Below are 14,938 nucleotides of genomic sequence, written 5' to 3'. Positions count from 1 at the left end.
TTATTTGATCCGATGTGCTTTTTATCTCGTAACACTCTCAAACAACTACAGGGTTTTCGCAATGTCCTTTGATGCCGCGCCTCCTTCACCACAGCGTATTGCCGTAATCGGAGGCGGAATTTCCGGCCTGTCGGCGGCTTACGAGCTGACGCCGGGTGCAAGTGTCACCCTATTTGAGTCAGAAGACCGTCTTGGGGGTCATGCGCATACCGTTCTTGCAGGGCGCAACGGTGATGTTCCGGTGGATATGGGTTTCATCGTTTTCAACTATGCCAACTATCCGCACCTGACCCGCATGTTCCGCGATCTTGAGGTGCCGGTCGTGCGCAGCAACATGAGCTTTGGTGCGACCATCGATGACGGGCGGGTTGAATATGGTCTGCAAAGTGCCGGCGCGCTGGTTGGGCAGAAGCGCAACCTTGGACGCCCGGGCTTTTATCGGATGGTGAGGGACATCTTTGCCTTCAACGCACGGGCGGAAGACGCGGCCGCCACTGATGAAGTCAGCGTTGGGGACCTGATGAAAGAGTTGGGTCTTGGGGACTGGTTCAAGGAATATTACCTGATGCCGATTTGCGGGGCCATCTGGTCGACACCGCCGAACGGGATCGAAGCCTTTCCGGCGCGTAGTCTGGTCCGGTTTTTCCGTAATCATGCCCTGTTGAGCGCGACAGGCCAGCATCAGTGGTGGACCGTGGATGGCGGCAGTATCGAGTACGTCAAACGCCTTGAGCGTCACTTGCGCGGTTTGGGTGTGGTTATCCACACGGGCACGCCGGTGCAGGGTGTGACGCGGAACGAGAGTGGCGTGGAAGTGTCCTTTGACGGGCGCAGTGAACGGTTCGATCAGGTCATCTTTGCCTGCCACAGTGATGTGGCTCTGCGGCTTATCTTTGACCCGACCCCGGCAGAGACCTCGGCGCTGGGCGATGTGCGGTATCAGGATAACGAGGTGATCCTGCATTGCGATCCGACACAGATGCCGCGGCGCAAGGCGTGTTGGGCAAGCTGGGTCTACAAGGCGGATACGCGGTTCCCGCAGACGGCCATTGGCGTGACCTATTGGATGAACCGGCTTCAGAACCTGCCGGAGGATGATCTTCTTCTGGTCACGCTGAATCCGGCCCAGCCCATTGCGAAAAACAAGATTTATGAAACACGGGTGTTCCGCCACCCGGTGTTCGACAAGGCGGCATTGGATGCCCAGGAGCGGATCAAGACCATGCAGGGCCAGAACCGGACGTGGTTTGCAGGCGCCTGGCTGCGTCACGGTTTCCACGAGGATGGCTATGCCAGTGCCATGCGCGTCGTGCGTCAGATGGGGCTGCAATTCGAAGGCCAGCCCGCATGAACCGCCCGCTTCACATGAAAGGGTCAACAACCCATGCCCGCAAGGGCGGGATCGACAATGCTTTTCGCTATGGCGTTGATTTCGTGATGATTGATCCGGACGAGACGGCTGGTCCTGTGGTTTTTTCGCGGAACAGGTTCAACCTTTATGCGGTTCATGATCGCCTGCATGGCGGTGAACGGAAGAAGGGCAAAGGGGTTGCTTGGGCGCGCGAGGTGTTCGAAGGCGCGGGGCTCGAGACCTGCGATATCCGCTTGCTGACCCAGCCCAGTTTTCTTGGGCACAACTTCAATCCGGTCAGCTTTTGGATGGCGTTTCGCGGTGCGGATCTTGTGGCGGTCATTGCCGAGGTGAACAACACCTTTGGGGATCGGCACAGCTATCTTTGCCATTTGCCGGGTTTTGCGCCCATGAAGGGAAATGACAGGATAGAGGCAAAGAAGATTTTCCACGTCTCGCCGTTTCAGGACATCGCCGGAACTTATGTGTTCCACTTTGATGTGACCCGATCCAAGGTCGCCATTCGCATCCAGCATGACAATGGCGAAGAAGGTTTGATCGCGACACTGGTCGGATCGCTTAAACCTGCCTCAAGTGCCTCGCTGATGGGTGCCGCGATCCGCCGGCCGTTTGGCACGATACGTGTTGTTGCGTTGATCTACTGGCAGGCCCTCAAACTGAAATTCAAGGGCGCGCGCTATAGAACGCGTCCGGTTCCCCCAACAGAGGAGATCAGCGGATGCTGAGCAAACGCGTAAAACACGACTTTCTCGAAAGCTGTCAGCGCATTCGAAAGGGCTCGCTTCGTATTCTGACGCCCGAAGGAGAGGTGCATGATTTCGGCGGAGGGGGACCGCAGGCCGAGATGGTGATCCATGACTGGGCTGTTGTGACGGCAATGGCGGCGCGGGGTGATATCGGCCTTGGCGAGACCTATGTCGCGGGCCTGTGGGATACCCCGTCGATCGAGGATGTGACGACGGTGGCGCTCAACAATCTGGATGAGCTGTCGGAATATGCCTATCCGGGGTTCTGGAATCGCGGGAAATTCCGCCTCGTCGACCGCCTGCTGCGGGCCAATTCGCGCAGGGGGGCCTCGCGCAATATCCGGGCGCACTATGATGTCGGCAATGAGTTCTATCAGCTGTGGCTTGACGACAGCATGACCTATTCCTCGGCGCTGTTTGCCGATGGGGATGCGGATCTTCAGCGTGGGCAGCTGCGCAAGTATGACCGTATCTTGCAGCGTGCGCGGGGCGAGCGGGTTCTCGAAGTGGGCTGTGGTTGGGGCGGTTTCGCCGAACGCGCCGCCGAGCAGGGGCGGGACGTGACCGGCATCACCATTTCGCCAAGCCAAAAGGGATATGCGGATGCGCGCCTTGATGGTCGGGCGCTGATCCAGTTGCAGGACTATCGCGCGACCCAGGGCAAGTTTGACAGCATCGTTTCGATCGAAATGGTCGAGGCCGTCGGCGAGCGGTACTGGCCGGACTATTTCAACATGCTGAACGCACGTCTGGCCGAAGGTGGCCGTGCCGTTGTGCAGGCTATTACCGTTCCCGATGTGTATTTCGACATCTACCGCCGTGGGTCGGATTTCATCCGCCACTATACTTTCCCCGGCGGTATGCTTTTGTCGGATGCGGTGATTGCCGGACAGGCGCGAAAAGCGGGCCTCAAGGTTGTCGAGAGCTTTGCCTTTGGCGACAGCTATGCCCAGACCTGCCGGATGTGGTCGGAGCGTATCAAGGCGCAGGAGCAGAAAATCCTCAGACTGGGCTACGACCAGAAATTCCTGCGCAACTGGCATTTTTACCTCGAAATCTGCGCCGCGTCCTTTGCGGTGAAACAGACCGATGTCGTTCAAGTGGAGTTATGTCATGCATAGAGCACTACTTTTGGCCGTCCTGATTTGTATCGCTTCTGTCGCGAGAGCGGACGCATCGACCATGCCGGGGATAAACCAGGCGCAGCTTGCCGGGCAGGCAACACTGCGATGGTTCGGGGTGAAGGTTTATGATGCAGAGCTGTTCACGCCAAACGGCGCACCCTACAAGCGTGGGAGCGCTGCGGCGCTGCGTTTGCGCTATAACGTGGAGTTCTCGCGGGAAGAGCTGGTGGGGGCGACGATCAAGGAACTCGTGCGGCTGGAGAACACGCAAGCCGACCATGAGGTCCTGCGCCGCAAGCTGGGCAATTGCTTTGCCTCGGTTGGAAAGACGGACCAGTTTCTTGCGCTTGCCCCGAAGGCGGATCAGATCAAGTTTTACCTGAACGGGCGGCAGACCTGTAGCCTTTCGCACCCTGACATTCGGGGGCGTTTCCTTGATATCTGGCTTTCTCCCAACAGTCGAAACCCGCGTCTTTCCGAGCGCCTTCGAGGTTCTTGATGGCCAACGCCTCTGTCTCCCTTTACGCGATGGCGCTCGCTGCGGCGGGGCTTCCGCTCTATATCCACTTGCCGCGATACGCCGAGGTTGAACTCGGCTTGTCGCTGTCCGTGGTGGGCGCGGTGCTGATCGGGGTACGGATTCTGGATTTCGTACAAGACCCCGCCCTGGGGTGGATGGTGGATCGCTGGCCCCGTTTGCGATCGCGGTTTGCCTGGGGGGCAACCATCGGGCTTGGCCTCGGGTTTCTGGCGCTGTTTTCCGCGCCACCGCTTGTTGATTCGGTGACGTGGCTTGTGCTGGTTCTGGTTCTTGTCTTCACCAGCTATAGCCTCGCCGCGATCCTGTTCTACAGTCAGACTCGCGCTCTGGCAGAGAGTGACAGCGCCGAGGACCTAGTGAAGGTGGGCACATGGCGCGAGATTGGCACCCTTGGGGGGATCGTGGTGGCCGCCGTGTTGCCGAGCCTCTTTGGCTACACGGTGTTCGGGTTCGTTTTGATGGTGATCGTGCTAGTGGCCGGTGTCGCCGCCGCGCCGATCTGGCGGCTGCAGACCGAGCGCCAAGCCAAGCTGAACTGGTCGCGGTTTGCCGCCTCAGGGGGGATGTGGCTCCTTGGGTTGGCTCTTGTGAATAGCCTGCCCGTTGCGATCACCTCGACGCTTTTCCTGTTCTTTGTGGAAGATGCCCTGCAGCTTTCCGGCATGTCGGGCCTCTACCTGATCCTGTTCTTTGTCGCCGCGGGGACATCCATTGCACTTTGGTCCATGCTGGCGAGACGTTTCGAAGCGCGAAACGTGCTGGTCGGGGCGATGACGCTGGCGATCTTCTGTTTTGTCTGGGCGGCCTATCTGCCTGCGGGCGCATCCCTTAGCTTTGCCATGATCTGCGTTGCCTCTGGGCTGGCGGCGGGCGCGGATATCCTGCTTTTGCCTGTGCTGTTTTCGGGGGTTCTTGCCCGCGCCGGGCTGCAGGCCGGACAGGCGTTTGGTCTTTGGGCATTTGCCAACAAGATGGCGCTGGCCCTTGCTGCGGCGCTTGTCTTGCCCATTCTTGATGCGTCCGGTTTCCGTTCGGATCAGGGGAATTCGCCCGAGGCGATTGAAACCCTTACCATCCTCTATGCGGTCGTTCCGCTTGGCCTCAAGGCCCTGGCGATCGGTCTCGTTCTTCTCCTTCCTCGAAAGGCGCTTTTGCAATGAAACTGTTGCTTGTGTTCGCGGTACTGTTGGTTGTGGTTCTTTTGTGGGGGCCGGGGAGTGGCTTTCGCCTGAACCGGTTGCAGGACTTTGCGGGGACGTCCCCGAAGCTCGACATTCGCGAGGCGATGGCCGGGCGGATGATCAGCGAAGGCGTGATCTATGGACCCAGCGGCAAGGTTGCCTCGCGGTTCGTGGCCGAAATGCAGGGCGATTGGACCAGTAATTCGGGCGAGATCGGCGAGAGTTTTGTCTATGACACCGGCAACACCCAAGAGCGGCGCTGGACTTTGACGGTCTCGGATGACGGCAAGATCACGGGTACGGCGCCTGATATCGTGGGCAAGGTCGAAGGCCAGCAGATGGGATCTGCGGCGCGGCTAACCTATCGCATTCGATTGACCGAAGAGGCCGGGGGGCATGTGCTGTCTGTCACGGACTGGCTTTATCTGATGGACAACGGAACGCTCATGAACCGTTCCCAGATGCGCAAGTTCGGAATCACCGTTGCCGAGCTGATCGCAACAATCCGACCGGTCGAGTGATGCTGTCGGGCAAACGCGTCTGGCTGATCGGGGCAAGCGAGGGGTTGGGTCGGTCCCTTGCCTTGGCGCTTGCATCAGAGGGATGCCGGCTGGTTCTGTCGGCGCGGACCTTGTCTCGTCTGCAAGATATCGGGATTGAGGGTGCGCAGCTGGTTGAGTTGGATGTGACGGATGATGCCTCTGTTGCTGAAGCTGTCGCGGCGGTAGGAGATGTCGATATCGTTCTCTACTGCGCCGGGGCCTATGATCCGATGGTCGCGCAGAAGTGGGACAGTGCGCGCGCCTTGAAAGTTTTTGATGTGAACTTCCTTGGGGCGATGCGCGTTTTGCCAGATGTTCTGGCGGGCATGGTGGCCCGCGACGCAGGGCGTGTTGTGCTGATTGGGTCATTGTCCGCCTACTACGGTTTGCCCGGTGCCATTGGCTATAGCGCAAGCAAGGCCGCGCTGATGCATCTGGCCGAGAACCTCTATGTCGATCTCAAGAACACCGGTGTCGAGGTGCAGATCATCAACCTCGGCTTCATTGCCACGCGACTGACCGACAAGAACTCGTTCAAAATGCCCCAGATCATGACACCGGATGCGGCGGCGAAACATGTGATCAAGGCGATGAAGCGTGGCAGGTTCCGCACGGATTTCCCAAGGCCGTTTGCATGGGTGTTCCCGCTGATGCGGCTTTTGCCGGACCGGTGGGTTCGGGCGATGTTCTGAATCTACGCAAGATCGTTCAGGACAAGCGCTGCGATCTGCATCGCGGAATTGACCCCCAGTTTGACATAGGCACGTTTGCGTAGCGTGCGAACCGAGTTGTCGGAGATGCCAAGGGCAACGGCCGTGCCGGCGACGCTGACACCTTGGACCAGCATGTCACAGACTTCGGCTTCGCGATCGGACAGGCGTGCGAACTGGCCGACCTGACGTTCCTTGAGGGCCGACACACGCTGTTGCGAAGAAAAGTGAAAGGCTTCCGACCCGATGATGCGGTGGCGTAGCCCGATGAGTTCGTGCGCGAGCGGGAGAATGGCGCTTAGTCGGTTGACCTCTTCCTCGTCCATCCAGCCGTGTTCCTTGCCCCGGAGGTAGAACGACAGAAAGCCGGTGTTGTCCGTGCGCGAGGATACGGTGATGCGTTCGATCACCTCGTCGCGTACGTAGATCGGTGCGCGAGGGTCATCAGGCTGAGGTCTCCAGCGTTCAATGGCGAGGCCCTGTTCCGGCGCGGATTGGATTCGGCGCAGGATGTCCTGTTTCAGGCTGTCGTGAGAGAGGATGGTTCGGGCATTGCGGTTGAACCAATAGCTGCTCATGTCGCCGGCCCAGATTGAAAGAACGGGTTCCGGGCGGCGCAGGTCGGACACGTAGAAGGCGCCGATGTTGGCGATTTCAGCTGCCTCGCGGACGTATTGCATCAAGGCTGCGCTGAACGCGGGGCTTGGGACAGCGGCGGCAAGCGCGGCGGTTGCATCACGAGGCAGGGGGCGAGAAGGGAATGTGTCACTCATTTGGGTGACAGATTGAGGGTTTGGGTATGGGATAGTCAAGACGCCTAGCCACCACTCATGAGCCACCGCCTTGTCCCAGATCTTTTCAACCCGAAATCGCCCTGTCCATCTTGGTCCGTATCCTCTTGAGCGGCTCGCGCGAGGGGCGATGCCGGACCTGAGCAGGGTGGTGGCCTCGGAGCCTTTGAGCTTTCACCGGCCGGAAAATCCCGAGAGCATCGTGAACGCGATGGGCGAATTCCAGGCGATGATGGATGCCATTCGCGATGGCTTTGTGAACAAGGCGACCGCAGATATTCCTGCTGATCCGGTTGAGCGTGCCAATCACCTGAAGGCCTTTGGCTATTTCAACGATGCTTCGATGGTCGGCATTGGGCCGCTGCCGGACGCCGCGCTGTTGAAAGAACCGATCCGCAATCCGGATATTGATCGCCTCGCGCACGCCCTGAAGACGCGGCAGACCAAGACACTGGCCAGCGGCATTGACGTGATCATGGCCGATCTCAAGGAAAGCATGGAGGCCCCGGCGACCACGATTGAGGGGCACAAACATGCAATCGTGTTTCTGTACGAGCATATGCGTGATCCGAAACCCGATGAGCCGGGCAGCGATTGGATCATGGACGCGCAGGACCATCGCGGCTGTATTCGTGCAACCGAAACGGCCGTTGTGATTGCGAACTATATTCGACTATTGGGCTTTGATGCGCGGGCGCATACGGCGACATCCAGTGACGTCGATCTCAACAAACTCACGATCGCCGCCGGATTGGCCAGCTGCGAAGACGGCGTTCCCGTGGTGCCCTGGTTGGGCCGTCGGTTCAGCGTGGCCGTGGTGACCACGGAAATGGACCTTGGCCATGACGGGGCGTTGCTTGAGATGGCCAAGCAACCCAGCCGCGTTTTGGGCGGCATGGGCTGGAAACTTGGTCTGGGGCACGCCAAGGCCGCGTTCAACCGTGATCCCTTTTCCAAGCGCAACTATGCCGACGGGGCGCATCCGTTCGAGCGGTTGAAGCGTGTGGAAACCCCGACGACCTATATCGACGAAGCCAACGTGGCGCGCGTGCCAAAGCGGGCCGACATGTTTGCACGTGCCCAGTTCGGGGATATGGGCAAAGCACTTCAGGACAGTGCGAAGGGGGGATACTATGTTCGCAAGTCCGCGCCGAGCTTTGCGCAGCGCAGAGCCCTTGGCGCATTTGTTCTCTTGCAGGATGGCGCAAGTGCGGATGTGGAGCGGCCGACGGACGCAGAGCGCAATGCAGCGAATGTGAAGGCGGCCACCTATTTCCTTGGGGTGGATGCGGTGGGTCTGTCCCGCTGTCCCGAATGGGCGTGGTACAGCCATGATGCAACCGGAGAAGAGATTGTGCCCGAGCATGATCAGGCGATCAGCATGATCGTCGATCAGGGCTATGAGACAATGGAAGGCGCAAGCGGTGACGACTGGATCAGCGTCGCGCAGTCCATGCGGGCTTACCTTCGGTTTTCCCTGCTGGGCGGCGTGATCGCCCAGCAAATCCGGAATCTGGGTTACAAGGCCAAGGCCCACACGGTCATGGATGGCGAGGTCTTGCAGCCGCCTCTCCTGCTTCTGAGTGGCTTGGGCGAGGTGAGCCGTATCGGTGAGGTGATCCTGAACCCCTACCTTGGCCCCCGCCTGAAAAGCGGCGCGGTGACGACCGACATGCCGCTTGTGCATGACAAGCCGATCGACTTCGGGCTTCAGGCGTTTTGCGAGTCCTGCAACAAGTGCGCGCGCGAATGCCCGTCCGGAGCGATTACGGCAGGGCCAAAGCTGATGTTCAATGGCTATGAAATCTGGAAGTCGGACAGCCAGAAATGCGCCACCTACCGGATCACCACCCAAGGCGGATCCATGTGTGGGCGCTGTATGAAAACTTGCCCTTGGAACCTTGAAGGGCTGTTTGCCGAAGCGCCGTTCCGATGGGCGGCGTCCAACATCCCCGCCGCCGCGCCGGTGCTGGCCAAGTTGGATGACATGGTTGGCAATGGCGGTCTGAACGACACGAAAAAGTGGTGGTGGGACATCGAGTTGCAGGATGATGGTTCCTATCGGCCGACCAAACACCCGTTGAACCGCCGCGATCTTCAGACTGATCTGGACCTGAAGTACGAAGATCAGACGCTTGCCGTCTATCCGGCGCCGCTGGCACCGCACCCGTGGCCCTATCCGTTTCCGATGGATCGGGAAGCGGGCATTCAGGCCTACGAAAAGATGGTGTCGGCGCAGGAATATCGCGCGCGGATGGCCAAAGGCGACATGAGCGTCGTGCATACCTATTCCGTTCCGGATGTGGCCGACGCGCCGGTTATCCGCGTGGCGTTGAGCAAGGCCGAGAAGATGACCGCCGACGTCACGAAATACGAGTTTTCGACCCTTGATGGATCGGAGTTGCCCGAGTGGACGGCTGGGGCGCACCTTGACGTGTTGGTAGCGCCAGAGTTCCTGCGCCAGTATTCAATGTCGGGAAATCCGTCGGACCGTTCCAAGTATCAGATCGGTGTGCTGCGCGAGGATGAAGGGCGGGGCGGATCGTTGCTGATGCACAGGATCTTCAGTGAAGGACGCAAGGTTTTCATTTCCAAGCCGATCAATCACTTTGAATTGGACGAGGGGGCGACAAAAACCTTCCTGATGGGCGGCGGTATCGGGATCACGCCGATGATCGCCTTTGCCCATCGCCTGCATCAATTGGGGGCGGATTTCGAACTGCACTATTCCGCGAGCCGAAAGGACGGGGCCGGGTATCTGGATGATCTGGCCGAAGTGCCCTGGGCGGATCGCGTGCAGTTTCATTTTTCGGATCAGGGCACCCGTGCCGATCTGGATCAGGTGCTGGCGGGGTACAGGGACGGTTGGCACGTCTATACCTGCGGACCGGATCGGTTCATGGAGGGTGTCATGGCTGCGGCTGAACGGCAGGGTTTTCCGGAAGAGGCCTGCCATCTTGAGTACTTCAGCGTGCCTGAACAGCCGGAGTATGAAAACCATCCGTTTACGGCAAAGCTGGCGAAGTCGGGCAAGGAGTTGCATGTAACGGCGGACAAGCTTTTGTCGGATGTCCTGCTTGAGAATGGTATCCATGTGGATGTCAAATGTTCAGACGGTATTTGCGGGGTGTGCAAGTGCGGGGTGCTGTCGGGCGAGGTTGAACATCGCGATTTCGTGCTGTCGAACAAGCAACGTGAAACGACGATCATCACCTGCCAGAGCCGCGCTGCCGAGCCGGATGGCGTTATTGAATTGGACCTGTGACTGGACCTTGCCTGCGAAGCTGCCTAACTTGTTCACCAACAGGAGAGAGGAAACAGTTTCATGCACATGAGCGATCAGCGCGAGATTGCCGCGCCAGTGTCCGAGGTTTGGGCGGCCCTTCTGAGTGCCGACACCTTGCTTGCCTGCGTTCCCGGCGCAAAGGAGGTGATGGGCAACGCGGAAGATGGCTTTGATGCCACGGTCGTTCAGAAAGTTGGCCCGGTGAAAGCGACGTTCAAAGGGCATGTCTCTCTGTCCGATCTGGTGGAGCACCAGAGTTTGACGCTGTCGGGCGAAGGCAAGGGCGGAGCCGCCGGATTTGCCAAGGGTGGCGCAGATGTGAAGCTGTCTGAAACCGAGGGCGGAACGCTTCTGGAATACGAAGTGGATGCCAAGGTTGGCGGTAAGCTGGCACAGCTTGGAAGCCGCCTGATCGACGGATTTGCCAAGAAGATGGCGGATCAGTTCTTTGCCAACCTTCAGGAAACGCTGGAAGGTCCGGCAGAGCCCGAGGACGATGACACCGAGGCGGACGCGCCAGAGGAAAAGAAGGGTTGGGTCAAGCGCCTGACCGGCGGCTGATCCTGCGCGGGCGCACAGGCCCTCCTCTCGAAATATCGGTTTGATCCTTCTGCCACGTTGCTATCCTATGGGCCGGCGATCAGGAGGGGTATGATGTCGGCGATTGTAGAGATTGAAGGCCTGCGCAAGGTCTATGCAGGCGGGTTCGAGGCGCTCAAGGGCGTATCGCTTGCCATCGAGGAAGGCGAAATTCTCGCGCTTCTGGGGCCGAATGGGGCCGGCAAGACCACATTGATTTCAACCGTCTGCGGAATCACCAATCCGGGTGGCGGCGTGATCCGGGTTGGCGGGCATGACGTGGTGCGCGAGTATCGTCAGGCGCGCCGCCTTATCGGTCTGGTGCCACAGGAGATCAATCTCGAACCCTTCACCAAGGTGATTGATACGGTGCGCTTTTCCAGAGGCCTTTTTGGCAAGGGGCGCGACGATGCCTACATCGAGAAGCTCTTGAAACAGCTGTCCCTTTGGGACAAACGCGACTCGCGCACGATGGAATTGTCCGGTGGGATGAAGCGCCGCGTCTTGATCGCCAAGGCGCTGGCGCACGAGCCGCGCGTTCTGTTTCTTGATGAGCCGACTGCGGGTGTCGACGTGGAACTGCGCAAGGACATGTGGGATGTCGTGGCGGACCTCAAGGCAGATGGCGTGACGATCATCCTGACCACCCACTATATCGAAGAGGCCGAGGCGATTGCAGACCGTGTCGGAGTCATCAACAAGGGTGAACTGCTGCTGATCGAAGAAAAGGCCTCGCTCATGGCGCGGTTTGGTCAGAAGCACCTGCAGATCGAATTGCAGACCCCGATTGCAGAGGTCCCTGAGGCCTTGGCCTCGCATGGTCTGAGCTTGGGCGATGGCGGCGATGTGCTGCACTATGCCTATGACACGCGGGGCGAGCGGACAGGCATTACGGCGCTGTTGAATGACATTGCCGCTGCCGGTCTGGTGATGCGGGATTTGCGAACCGAAGAAAGCAGCCTTGAGGAAATTTTCGTGTCTCTGGTCAAGGAGGATGCGGCATGAACTGGTCCGCGATCAAAGCCATCTACGTGACCGAAATGGCGCGGTTCTTCCGTACATTGGCACAGTCTTTCATTTCGCCCGTGATCTCGACGTCGCTTTACTTTGTCGTCTTTGGCGCGGCTATCGGCAGCCGTATCCAGGAGGTCGAGGGCGTGAGCTATGGTGCGTTCATCGTACCGGGGCTGATTATGCTGTCGGTGATCACCCAAGCCATTTCGAACGCCTCTTTCGGGATCTATTTTCCAAAGTTCATCGGGACGATCTATGAGCTGTTGTCAGCGCCGGTGAACTTTCTTGAAATTGTCCTCGGGTTTGTTGGTGCGGCGGCGACCAAGGCTCTTTTCATTGGCGTGGTAATCCTTGGGACGGCCTCATTGTTTGTCGATCTCGAAATCCAGCATCCGATTGCAATGGTCGCTTTCCTTGTCCTGACCTGTCTGAGTTTTGCCCTGTTCGGCTTTATCATCGGGATCTGGGCGCAGAACTTTGAACAGCTGCAATTGATCCCGCTGCTGGTTGTGACCCCGCTCGTGTTCCTTGGTGGGTCGTTTTACTCGATCTCGATGCTGCCGCCGATCTGGCAGACGATCACGCTCTTTAATCCGGTGGTCTACCTGATTTCAGGGTTCCGGTGGGCGTTCTTCGGGCTGGCGGATGTACCCATCGGCCTGAGCCTTCTGGCGATTGCGGGATTCACGGCGCTTTGCCTTGCCGCGATTTGGTGGATCTTCCGGACGGGATGGCGCATCCGGTCGTAAGTGACGTCGCGATATGCGTATCACGAAAACGGGATATTTCTGCCACGTCGCACGTTTCATGGCCCTCATGCCTTGTCTGAGGGCACATGCGCTTTTAAATGGCTCTGCATGGCACGCTGGATCCCCTTCACCAAATCTCCGCCCACGGTGGCTGTACTGCGCCTTTCGGGCGCTATCGGCGCAGGCAATCGTGGGGCGTTGAATGATCGCGCATTGGCGCCGTTGATCGAAAAGGCGTTCAGAAAAGGAAAGCCGGTGGCAGTTGTCCTTGAGGTCAATTCGCCCGGTGGCAGCCCTGTGCAGTCCTCGTTGATTGGCGCACGTATTCGCCGCCTGGCCGAGGAAAAGGATATTCCCGTTCTGGCCTTTGTCGAAGACGTTGCCGCGTCGGGCGGCTATTGGCTCGCTGCGGCGGCGGACGAGATTTACGCGGACGAGAGTTCGGTGGTTGGGTCTATCGGCGTGATTTCCGCAAGCTTCGGGGCGCATGTGTTCCTGAGCCGGCAGGGGATCGAGCGTCGGGTGCATACGGCAGGTAAGTCGAAGTCCATGCTGGACCCGTTCCGCCCGGAGAAACCGGAAGACGTGGTTCGGCTGCGTTCGATGCTGGAGCAGATCCACGCCAATTTCATCAACCACGTTAAGGCCCGTCGCGGACCGAAGCTGTCGAATGAACCAGAGCTGTTCACCGGCGAGGTCTGGATTGGTCGTCAGGCACAGGAGCTTGGCCTGATCGACGGGATCGGGCACATGGTGCCGATGCTGAAGGAACGGTTTGGCGACAAGGTGCGCCTGCGCCGCTATGACACGCGCCGCCCATTCTGGCAGCGGTTCGGGGCGTCGGTGGCAGCAGATGCCATTGCCGCGATTGAGGAACGCGCCGAGTTCGCGCGGTTCGGTCTCTGAGATGATATTCAAGATTGTCACCCTGTTTCTGGTCGGCATGGCAGTGCTGGCGATGTTTGGAAAGCTGACCTATCCGGGCAAGAAACGGCTGCAATCGGCGAAATGCCCCAAATGCGGGCGCTACAAGATCGGCAAGGGCCCGTGCCCCTGCACCAAGGGTAAGGGATAATCCATGGAGTGGCTTTTTGCCGGACTTGGTCTGCTCATTCTGCTTCTGGCAGGCGACTCGCTTGTGCGCGGTGCCGTGAATCTGGCGCTGCGTCTTGGCATTCCTGCGCTTGTTGTCAGCCTGACCATCGTGGCCTTTGGCACCTCTGCGCCAGAGTTGCTGATCTCGGTGCAAGCGGTGCTTCAAGGGGTGCCGGGCATTGCAATCGGCAACGTGGTGGGGTCGAATACGGCCAATATCCTGCTGGTCCTGGGCTTCCCGGCCATTCTGGCTGCGCTGCATACCTCTGCCTGCGAGAGCAGAAAAACCTATATCCAGATGATAGTCGCCACGGTGGTCTTCATCGGGCTGGCCTTCCGGGGTGTCTTTGATTTCTACGCCGGGCTGCTGTTGCTGGCGATGCTGGCCTACATGCTCCTGGACGCGGTGCGCGAAGCGCAGATGCATCGGCGGATGGGGGATGAATGCTGTGATCCGGATCTTGACGAGCCGGAAGGCATGGACCCGGATATGCCCTGGTGGAAGATCGTTGTTTTTCTGGTGCTTGGCCTGATCGGCTTGCCTTTGGGGGCGGATCTTCTGGTCGACGCTGCGCAGGTGATTGCACGTGATTTCGGAGTGAGTGAAAGCGTGATTGGACTGACGCTTGTCGCGCTTGGCACATCGCTTCCCGAGCTGGCGACGACCACCATGGCGGCGCTTCGTCGGCAGGCGGATGTGGCCATAGGTAACGTCATCGGTTCGAACATGTTCAACCTATTGGCGATTATTGGCGTCGCCACCATGGTTGGACCAATTCCTGTCGATCCCGAGTTCCTCAAATTCGATCTCTGGGTGATGCTGGCGGCGTCGCTCTTGCTGATCCCCTTCGTGTTCTTCCGTCGTGACATTGGGCGCACGTGGGGGATCGTGTTGACGGTGCTCTACCTTGTCTACGTGATCGGTGTCCTGACCTGCTGATAACACTGGTTAGGCGTTTTGCTTCCCGAGCGATCTTTTCTGCTTACTGAGCGTTGCTCAGGTGCGTTTCATGCGCGGTAGTGCTTGCCGATAGGGAAGGCATTCTGCCCCTTGAAAAGATGTGGCTGACCAAAGTTTTGCACTTGTAACGGGAGCGTTACAAATGTGTTACGAATTTCCTAATGTTTTCAGTCCTTTGTTAAGGGGTGAAAAAAATATCGTTTAAAGTCAATGCCTTGCATTTGTGCCTATTTTTTAATCAATCACA

The 14,938-nt window shown here is 58.8% G+C and carries 15 protein-coding genes; 14 read left to right on the top strand and 1 reads right to left on the bottom strand.

Annotated features, from left to right (window positions below; all coding sequences use genetic code 11):
- Positions 1-61 precede the first annotated feature (61 nt).
- The 7 genes from ABWV42_RS07025 to ABWV42_RS06995 all read left to right on the top strand — a co-directional run bounded on the left by ABWV42_RS07025 (position 62) and on the right by ABWV42_RS06995 (position 6,198).
- Positions 62-1,351 carry an NAD(P)/FAD-dependent oxidoreductase gene (locus tag ABWV42_RS07025; protein WP_353339478.1) on the top strand — a complete coding sequence of 430 codons (1,290 nt, stop codon included), beginning with the start codon at positions 62-64 and terminating at the stop codon, positions 1,349-1,351.
- A 14-nt stretch (positions 1,352-1,365) separates the two neighbouring features.
- Positions 1,366-2,097, top strand: coding sequence for a DUF1365 domain-containing protein (locus tag ABWV42_RS07020; RefSeq protein ID WP_353339477.1), 732 nt, complete (start codon positions 1,366-1,368; stop codon positions 2,095-2,097).
- Positions 2,091-3,239, top strand: a complete 1,149-nt coding sequence (locus ABWV42_RS07015; RefSeq protein WP_353339476.1) for a class I SAM-dependent methyltransferase — start codon at positions 2,091-2,093, stop codon at positions 3,237-3,239. The genes ABWV42_RS07020 and ABWV42_RS07015 overlap by 7 nt, the downstream gene beginning before the upstream one ends.
- A gap of 61 nt (positions 3,240-3,300) precedes the next feature.
- Positions 3,301-3,741, top strand: a complete 441-nt coding sequence (locus ABWV42_RS07010) for a chalcone isomerase family protein (RefSeq protein WP_353339475.1) — start codon at positions 3,301-3,303, stop codon at positions 3,739-3,741.
- Positions 3,741-4,943, top strand: coding sequence for an MFS transporter (locus tag ABWV42_RS07005; RefSeq protein ID WP_353339474.1), 1,203 nt, complete (start codon positions 3,741-3,743; stop codon positions 4,941-4,943). The genes ABWV42_RS07010 and ABWV42_RS07005 overlap by 1 nt, the downstream gene beginning before the upstream one ends.
- A complete protein-coding gene (locus tag ABWV42_RS07000) occupies positions 4,940-5,485 on the top strand; it encodes a DUF3833 family protein (RefSeq protein ID WP_353339473.1) in 546 nt (181 codons plus the stop codon). The genes ABWV42_RS07005 and ABWV42_RS07000 overlap by 4 nt, the downstream gene beginning before the upstream one ends.
- Entirely contained in the window at positions 5,485-6,198 is a 714-nt protein-coding gene (locus ABWV42_RS06995) for an SDR family NAD(P)-dependent oxidoreductase (protein WP_353339472.1), read from the top strand. Before ABWV42_RS07000 ends, ABWV42_RS06995 begins: the two co-directional genes overlap by 1 nt.
- A 2-nt stretch (positions 6,199-6,200) precedes the next feature.
- On the opposite strand, the gene ABWV42_RS06990 is transcribed toward ABWV42_RS06995, so the two are convergent.
- Entirely contained in the window at positions 6,201-6,989 is a 789-nt protein-coding gene (locus ABWV42_RS06990; RefSeq protein WP_353339471.1) for a helix-turn-helix transcriptional regulator, read from the bottom strand.
- A gap of 70 nt (positions 6,990-7,059) precedes the next feature.
- On the opposite strand from ABWV42_RS06990, the gene ABWV42_RS06985 reads away from it, so the two are divergent.
- The 7 genes from ABWV42_RS06985 to ABWV42_RS06955 all read left to right on the top strand — a co-directional run bounded on the left by ABWV42_RS06985 (position 7,060) and on the right by ABWV42_RS06955 (position 14,670).
- A complete protein-coding gene (locus ABWV42_RS06985; RefSeq protein WP_502930942.1) occupies positions 7,060-10,272 on the top strand; it encodes a reductive dehalogenase in 3,213 nt (1,070 codons plus the stop codon).
- Between the two features lie 60 nt (positions 10,273-10,332).
- The gene (locus ABWV42_RS06980) at positions 10,333-10,854 is read left to right on the top strand and encodes an SRPBCC family protein (protein ID WP_353339469.1); all 522 of its coding nucleotides are present in this window, start codon (positions 10,333-10,335) and stop codon (positions 10,852-10,854) included.
- Positions 10,855-10,947: 93 nt separating this feature from the next.
- Positions 10,948-11,877 (top strand): ABC transporter ATP-binding protein, encoded by a 930-nt coding sequence (locus ABWV42_RS06975; protein WP_353339468.1) that lies wholly within the window; start codon positions 10,948-10,950, stop codon positions 11,875-11,877.
- On the top strand, positions 11,874-12,635 hold the full coding sequence (locus ABWV42_RS06970) for an ABC transporter permease (protein ID WP_255110047.1): 762 nt from the start codon (positions 11,874-11,876) through the stop codon (positions 12,633-12,635). The genes ABWV42_RS06975 and ABWV42_RS06970 overlap by 4 nt, the downstream gene beginning before the upstream one ends.
- Before the next feature lie 108 nt (positions 12,636-12,743).
- Positions 12,744-13,541, top strand: coding sequence for a S49 family peptidase (locus ABWV42_RS06965; RefSeq protein ID WP_353339467.1), 798 nt, complete (start codon positions 12,744-12,746; stop codon positions 13,539-13,541).
- 1 nt (position 13,542) lies between these two features.
- On the top strand, positions 13,543-13,710 hold the full coding sequence (locus tag ABWV42_RS06960; RefSeq protein WP_255110051.1) for a hypothetical protein: 168 nt from the start codon (positions 13,543-13,545) through the stop codon (positions 13,708-13,710).
- A 3-nt stretch (positions 13,711-13,713) separates the two neighbouring features.
- A complete protein-coding gene (locus tag ABWV42_RS06955; RefSeq protein WP_353339466.1) occupies positions 13,714-14,670 on the top strand; it encodes a calcium/sodium antiporter in 957 nt (318 codons plus the stop codon).
- Positions 14,671-14,938 lie beyond the last annotated feature (268 nt).

Source organism: Pelagimonas sp. KU-00592-HH (assembly GCF_040369695.1).
GTDB lineage: Bacteria > Pseudomonadota > Alphaproteobacteria > Rhodobacterales > Rhodobacteraceae > Shimia.
The sequence above is the reverse complement of the archived record's forward strand: the minus strand, read 5'-3'. Positions and strand labels throughout refer to the sequence as shown.

What these genes read in the sequence shown, in the direction of transcription:
- ABWV42_RS06990 (WP_353339471.1), bottom strand. Translation starts at nt 6,989, where the DNA reads ATGAGTGACACATTCCCTTCTCGCCCCCTGCCTCGTGATGCAACCGCC.
- ABWV42_RS06975 (WP_353339468.1), top strand. Translation starts at nt 10,948, where the DNA reads ATGTCGGCGATTGTAGAGATTGAAGGCCTGCGCAAGGTCTATGCAGGC.
- ABWV42_RS07010 (WP_353339475.1), top strand. Translation starts at nt 3,301, where the DNA reads ATGCCGGGGATAAACCAGGCGCAGCTTGCCGGGCAGGCAACACTGCGA.
- ABWV42_RS06965 (WP_353339467.1), top strand. Translation starts at nt 12,744, where the DNA reads ATGGCACGCTGGATCCCCTTCACCAAATCTCCGCCCACGGTGGCTGTA.
- ABWV42_RS07025 (WP_353339478.1), top strand. Translation starts at nt 62, where the DNA reads ATGTCCTTTGATGCCGCGCCTCCTTCACCACAGCGTATTGCCGTAATC.
- ABWV42_RS06995 (WP_353339472.1), top strand. Translation starts at nt 5,485, where the DNA reads ATGCTGTCGGGCAAACGCGTCTGGCTGATCGGGGCAAGCGAGGGGTTG.
- ABWV42_RS07020 (WP_353339477.1), top strand. Translation starts at nt 1,366, where the DNA reads ATGAAAGGGTCAACAACCCATGCCCGCAAGGGCGGGATCGACAATGCT.
- ABWV42_RS07005 (WP_353339474.1), top strand. Translation starts at nt 3,741, where the DNA reads ATGGCCAACGCCTCTGTCTCCCTTTACGCGATGGCGCTCGCTGCGGCG.
- ABWV42_RS07000 (WP_353339473.1), top strand. Translation starts at nt 4,940, where the DNA reads ATGAAACTGTTGCTTGTGTTCGCGGTACTGTTGGTTGTGGTTCTTTTG.
- ABWV42_RS06955 (WP_353339466.1), top strand. Translation starts at nt 13,714, where the DNA reads ATGGAGTGGCTTTTTGCCGGACTTGGTCTGCTCATTCTGCTTCTGGCA.
- ABWV42_RS06980 (WP_353339469.1), top strand. Translation starts at nt 10,333, where the DNA reads ATGCACATGAGCGATCAGCGCGAGATTGCCGCGCCAGTGTCCGAGGTT.
- ABWV42_RS07015 (WP_353339476.1), top strand. Translation starts at nt 2,091, where the DNA reads ATGCTGAGCAAACGCGTAAAACACGACTTTCTCGAAAGCTGTCAGCGC.
- ABWV42_RS06970 (WP_255110047.1), top strand. Translation starts at nt 11,874, where the DNA reads ATGAACTGGTCCGCGATCAAAGCCATCTACGTGACCGAAATGGCGCGG.
- ABWV42_RS06960 (WP_255110051.1), top strand. Translation starts at nt 13,543, where the DNA reads ATGATATTCAAGATTGTCACCCTGTTTCTGGTCGGCATGGCAGTGCTG.